The sequence below is a fragment of the Caulobacter sp. AP07 genome, from assembly GCF_000281955.1.
Classification (GTDB): domain Bacteria; phylum Pseudomonadota; class Alphaproteobacteria; order Caulobacterales; family Caulobacteraceae; genus Caulobacter.
In genome coordinates this window covers 1-5,262 of record NZ_AKKF01000108.1, presented here as the reverse complement: position 1 = coordinate 5,262, position 5,262 = coordinate 1, and the positions used below count along the sequence as shown (strand labels likewise).

5 protein-coding genes and 1 pseudogene are annotated in these 5,262 nt (G+C 70.0%); all 6 read right to left on the bottom strand.

Annotated elements, in window-relative coordinates; genetic code table 11:
* Positions 1-314 precede the first annotated feature (314 nt).
* Positions 315-1,577 carry a plasmid replication protein RepC gene (gene repC, locus PMI01_RS06340; RefSeq protein ID WP_007665663.1) on the bottom strand — a complete coding sequence of 421 codons (1,263 nt, stop codon included), beginning with the start codon at positions 1,575-1,577 and terminating at the stop codon, positions 315-317.
* A gap of 183 nt (positions 1,578-1,760) precedes the next feature.
* Complete coding sequence (locus PMI01_RS06335) at positions 1,761-1,997, bottom strand: ribbon-helix-helix domain-containing protein (RefSeq protein ID WP_007665662.1); 237 nt, start codon at positions 1,995-1,997, stop codon at positions 1,761-1,763.
* Between the two features lie 127 nt (positions 1,998-2,124).
* Positions 2,125-3,336, bottom strand: a complete 1,212-nt coding sequence (locus PMI01_RS28110) for a TrbI/VirB10 family protein (RefSeq protein ID WP_007665661.1) — start codon at positions 3,334-3,336, stop codon at positions 2,125-2,127.
* Entirely contained in the window at positions 3,333-4,358 is a 1,026-nt protein-coding gene (gene trbG, locus PMI01_RS06325; RefSeq protein WP_007665654.1) for a P-type conjugative transfer protein TrbG, read from the bottom strand. Before trbG ends, PMI01_RS28110 begins: the two co-directional genes overlap by 4 nt.
* Positions 4,355-5,041 carry a conjugal transfer protein TrbF gene (gene trbF / locus PMI01_RS06320; RefSeq protein WP_035035044.1) on the bottom strand — a complete coding sequence of 229 codons (687 nt, stop codon included), beginning with the start codon at positions 5,039-5,041 and terminating at the stop codon, positions 4,355-4,357. The genes trbG and trbF overlap by 4 nt, the downstream gene beginning before the upstream one ends.
* Positions 5,042-5,061: 20 nt before the next feature.
* A pseudogene (locus PMI01_RS27755) lies at positions 5,062-5,262 on the bottom strand (hypothetical protein); the annotation flags it as partial.

Here is a 5,262-nt window from a genome sequence, read left to right as displayed (position 1 = left end):
GCGGTGACGATCACCTGTTCGATGGGAGGCGCTTCAGCGGCGGGCGGCGAGTCGAAGGGCATGAAAATCCTTTGCGTGGGAAGCCTTGGCCAGCGGCTAGGCCCTTTCGCGCGGCTGGAGCGCGGGCTCGCGCCCATCATCGCATTTTTTCTTAACTTGATAAGGAAATTTCCATTTGGATGGACGCGCAGGACGCACGCGCCGGCGATGGCCTTGAACTCAGGCCAAGCTTCAAGGCCTCGGGATCGAAGACAACGCAACGCGCCTCGGCAAGACCCGCGCCCAGGCGCGCGGAACGGCCCTGGCCCGTGTCGTCATCGCTCCGTGCGCCGAGGAGGCGATTTCCTTCGCGGGGCGTGTCGCTCCTTTAGCCCATAGAGGCTGGGCAGCAGGTGCAGGGCGCCGATGCGTTCGCGCTCGCACATGGCTCGCAGATAGCCGCCGGCCGAACTGGTGATCTCGCCGTCCTTCCAGCGCGCCAGAACGGTCGCCACGGCGATGGCCGCCCGATTGCGGCCCAAGGTTTGCCGCGCTTCGCGCAGGGCCGAGACGTTCACCCCCATCAAGGGGGCGACCCGAGCCACCGCATCGACCAGATCCTCCCATTCGGCGGCGGCGACCTCGTCGAGGTGTTCATGGATTTCGGGGATAGCCTCGAGCACCAGCGACAGCGGGATGACCTCCTCGCTGATCCGGGTTTCGGCCCCATCGAGGTCGGCGGCGCCCGCGCCTTGGCCGGGTCGCGCCGACCGATCCGCTACTTCTTCTCGATGAGCTGGATACGTTGTTCTTTCAGATTTAGGGTGGGTTGTAGGTTCTTTATGGGCTCGGCTTTCAAAGCCCCTGGGCTCCATATCTGATGACTTGCGAGCCTTGACCCAGGCGGCGTCCACCGCCGTGAGCAGGCCGGAAAAGACATCGAGGAGGCCCTCCAGCTCGCCGAGGGACGGGGTTCGGGGCAGCCGGCCACTGGCTCGGGCGATGGCGTCGTTCCAGTCGAAGCCGAGCAACTCGTGCTGCAGGGCGTCGGCGCAGACGGTGCGGATCTCCCGGCGCACCTCGCCCAGCTTGCGCTTGAGATGTCGCCGACGTTCCTGCTCCAGCCCGCGGGCGGCGGCCAGGTCGGCGAACTCGTCCCAACGCACGGCCAGGGGCGACAGGTCAAAGCCGAAGGCCTCGATGATCTGCCCCCGTTCGCCGCGATAGCCCCAGCGCTTGCCGTTGCCGCTGTCTTTCATGTGCACTAGGCCGGCGCGGACGGCGGACCGGATCAGACCCTGGATGACGGTGCGCGAGCGCTGCAACTCCTCGCCCAGGGCGTCGTTGGACGGCCAGGCGATCGGATGGGTCTTGCCCGTCCAGTCCTGCTCCTGGGTGACGCGGACCAGGGCGCGGATCAGGCGCACGATCCCGTCGCCGAACCCAAGCCTGGGCGCGGCCCGCTCGAAACGATCGAGCAGCATGGCCTTGGAGATCCCTTCGGGGAGTCCCCCATAGGCGTCGACGAGCCTGGCGGCCGCCCATTGGGCGTCCGCAAGACGGCGCACGTCGCCAGTCCCGTTCTGGACGGTCTGCATTTCCTGCTCCTCCTTGAGAAGGCCGCAGGCGCACAGGTTCCCGTCGCGCGAACGCGCGTTTTTGGATTGCAGCGATGTCGGTGATTCGGTAGAAAGAGCAGGACTTGAGAGCTCGGGCGGGACGCCAATCCCGTCTAGCGAATGACCTGGAGAACCCGGCGCGTTTCGGCGAGCCGGGTTTTTCTATGCGCTCACGGCTTGGTTCCTTTCCGATTGCCCCCGCTCGAAGTACTCGCGAAGCGCTTGCTCCAGAGCCGCCGTGCGGTTGGTGAAACCACGCCCGTCCTTCATCGCATCGAGCCTGTCGATGAGATCCCTATCCACAAGCGCGTTCAGCTGTCCCTTGCCGCGCGCCCGGGCCGCGGCCCGGAGACGCTTCTGGTACTGCGCGTGATATTCGAGGTCGCGTGCGGTCGTCATGGCGCGGACGATAAGATCGCGATTCCGCCGGACGGAACTAGTAAAGGTGGCCGGCCGGAATGCGCCGCGCGCGAATAAACGTCTTGAATTGAAGAAGAATCGGCATCTAGGCCCGAGTCGCGCGCCCTCATCGATCCGCCTCCACTTGCGGCGGCAGGATCAAGTCCTTGTCGACCATGACCCGGATCGGAAAGCCCGGCCGAATTCTCAAGGTCGGGGGGCGCTGCAGATCGCGTTCGACCAGCCGCTGGCCGGTCTGGCTGGCCTGGGCGGCCACCCCGCCGGCCCCGTCCTGCAGCACCAGGTTGTCGCTGCCGCGCGCCTGGCTGTTCTGGGCCGCCGCCGCGCCGATCGAGATCAGGGTCGAAAGGCCGATGGCCCGGGCCAGGACCGGCAGATGGGTGTCGACCTTGTCCGACAGGCCCGCCGTCCCGGTCGCGTCCGCCCCGGTCATACCGGCCAGGTCCACCGAGCGGCCTGACGAATAGATCAGGCGCGTCCAGACCAGCAGCACCCGGTCCTGACCATGGCCGACCTGGCTGTCGTACTTGCCGATCAGCCGCGCGCCCTGAGGAATGAGAACGACACGGCCCGTGCGATGGTCGAAGACCGGCTCGGTGACCTGGGCCACGGCCAGGCCCGGCAGGTCGGAGTTGAGGCTGGTGATGAGGGCCGCCGGAATGACCGTTCCGGCCTTGACCTCGTAGGGCGACAGCGCCGGCTGGGGCAGGCTTGGCGCATAGGTCGGACCGGCTGCGCCGGCGCGGGCGATGAACGCCTCCTTGGGACGACCGCCGTCGCCCGGCGTGACGGATGGCGCCGCCGCCTCCAAGGGAAAGCCGGCCTGGGCCGGCGCGGGCGCCTGAGGGCCAGGCGCCGTGGCCCCGCCGAAGAACGGCCCGGCTCGCCGGGCCGCCTCGCGCTCCTCGGCCCGCTGGCGGGCGACAGGACCGGGCGGTCCGGCCGACGCCCCGGGCGCCTGGCCGTCGGGCGAAGGCCCTCCAGGCACGGGCGCGGCGGGGGCGAACGGCGAGGGCTTGGGCGGCGGCAGATCGCCATAGGTCGCCGGCAGGCGCTGGTCAATCGGCGCGGTCGTGGCCGCCTCGGGACTGGTCTGGGGCTCGGCCGGGGGATTGGCTGCCTTGCGGCCGCCGCCAAAGGCGATCAGGAAGCCGATCCCAACCAGGAGCAGGACGCCCAGCACCCCAGACAGGATCACCGCGGGGCGATAGCGGGCGATCGGCCGGCGCGGGGCGTCAAGCACCGAGCGCGGCGAGGCCTTGGCTGGCGCTGGAGCCTGGGGCTCCCCGGAAAGGTCGTCGCGGCCGGCCGGGCTCATCGCGGGCCGTCTTGGCGGGTGATGCGCACGATGCTCTGGCGGCCCTCGCCGATCCTAAGCTCGGCCCGGTCGATCAGGCGGTCGACGACGTAGAAGGTCCCGCTCTGGCGGTAGTTGACCAGCTCGGCGCGGTCCTTGTCGCCCAGCAGGAAGAGCGGCGGGGCCTGGTCGGTCGCAAGATCGGCGGGGAACTCTATATAGGTCTTGGCCCCATCGTCGAACACCCGCACGGGGGTCCAGCGCGGCGGCCGGCGATCCTTGGGATCGATGCGGTAGCGGAAGTTCAGGCGGTCGATGGCGACGTCGCCGAAGGCGACCGAGGCCTGCTGCGCCTCCAGGCGCGCGCGCTCGGCCGCCGCGGCCTTGGCCAGATCCTGCGGATAGTTCCAGCTGAGCACGGCGGTATAGACGCCGCCGGCGTTGCTGACCGCATCGATCAGATAGGTGCGCTGGTCGGTCGTCAGCACGAGGTTGGTGCGCAGGTCGGGCCGGATCGGCTTGACGAACACCACCACCTGGGCGGCCTCGCCGGCTCCGGCCGTGGTCTCGCCGATCACCCAGCGCACGGTGTCGCCGGCGGCCTTGGCGATCAGCTTCTCGCCGGGCTTGAGCGCGATGGTGGTCAGGAACCGGGGACTGGTGTGGACCGTGTAGAGTCGCCCCGGCTCGAAGTCGTAATACAGCGCCGAATTGACGTAGGACGCCGGGGTTGGCCAGTCGCGGGCCTGGGCGTTGGCGAGGGCGATGGTGGCCATCGGCCCCGCGGCCTCGCCGCGAAGCCGCTTCGGTGGGAGCCGGCGCCTGGGCTTGCGCGCGGGGCGCGCGGCCGCCGCCGTCCCCTCTCCCGGGGTGATCTGCTGCCCCCGCGCCGCCCGGATCGGCGCGACGGGTGAGATGGCGGGCTTGGGCGCGGACGCGGGACCATCGGGCGCGGCCGGCGCCGGGCCGGGCGCTAGGCCCAGCAGGAGAACGGCCGCCAGGGCCGGGACGGGAAGGCGCGAACGCGGGACAGGGCCGCTCATAGGTCTCGGCTCCACTGGAAGGCGGTGATGAAGACGCCCAGGGGATTGGCGCGCAGTTGGGCCTCGTTGCGCGGCGGGGTATGGGCGACGGTGAAGAGCCCGGTCCATCGCTGGGCGGGCAGGGCCGCGCCATGGTCGTAGAAAGTCTCGCGCCACTGGACTTGGTAGGTGGTGGGACTGCGCGGCAGAACCGAGACGATCTCGACCGTGGCGGCCTCGTCGCCGACCCGGGCGAAGGGATCATGGTCGCGGGCGTGCTGGGTCAGGGTCGCCTTGGCGTCGCCGGAGACGAAGGCGTAGGCGCGCACCCAGTTTTGCCGCAGCACCACCGGATCGGTGCTCTTGGCCCGCACCAGTTGCACGAAGTCGGCGACGAAATATCCGGTCTGCGCCTGGCTGGGCCGGTAGGTGCGGTCGGCCATCTCGATCCGGCCGGGCCGGCCGTAACGGTCGATTGGCACCACATAGGTAGCGATCTTGGTGTCCTGGCGCTCGTAGATGTAGGCCCCCAGCGACAGGGCCGCGAGGCCCGCGCAGGCGAACGCCATCAGCCGCCAGTTGCGCGCCGCGGCGAGCTTGGCGCCGTCGCGGTCGTCGTGGATCTGACCGGCGCGGTGATAGGGCGTCTCGATGGGCAAGGAGTCTCCATAGCGCTCCTGGGCGCGGCGGAAGGCGGTGGACATCGACTTAAAGGCTCCGGCGCTCAAGGTTCGTCCGATGGCGGATGGATCTGCGGCATGCCGATCGGCTGGCCGGCGGCATCCTCGCGCCAGGGCCGCGCGCCGCTGACCGCGCCGGCCCCGCGCGCTCGTCCGCGACGCCGTCCGCCAGAGGGCGCGGGCTGGCCGTCGCCCTCATTCGCGCGCCCGTCGCCCGCCCCGGCCTCGGCCGAGGCCGGCGGCTG

Coding starts and splice junctions, on each gene's coding strand:
- trbF (WP_035035044.1), bottom strand. CDS start 5,041: ATGTCCACCGCCTTCCGCCGCGCCCAGGAGCGCTATGGAGACTCCTTG.
- trbG (WP_007665654.1), bottom strand. CDS start 4,358: ATGAGCGGCCCTGTCCCGCGTTCGCGCCTTCCCGTCCCGGCCCTGGCG.
- PMI01_RS06335 (WP_007665662.1), bottom strand. CDS start 1,997: ATGACGACCGCACGCGACCTCGAATATCACGCGCAGTACCAGAAGCGT.
- PMI01_RS28110 (WP_007665661.1), bottom strand. CDS start 3,336: ATGAGCCCGGCCGGCCGCGACGACCTTTCCGGGGAGCCCCAGGCTCCA.
- repC (WP_007665663.1), bottom strand. CDS start 1,577: ATGCAGACCGTCCAGAACGGGACTGGCGACGTGCGCCGTCTTGCGGAC.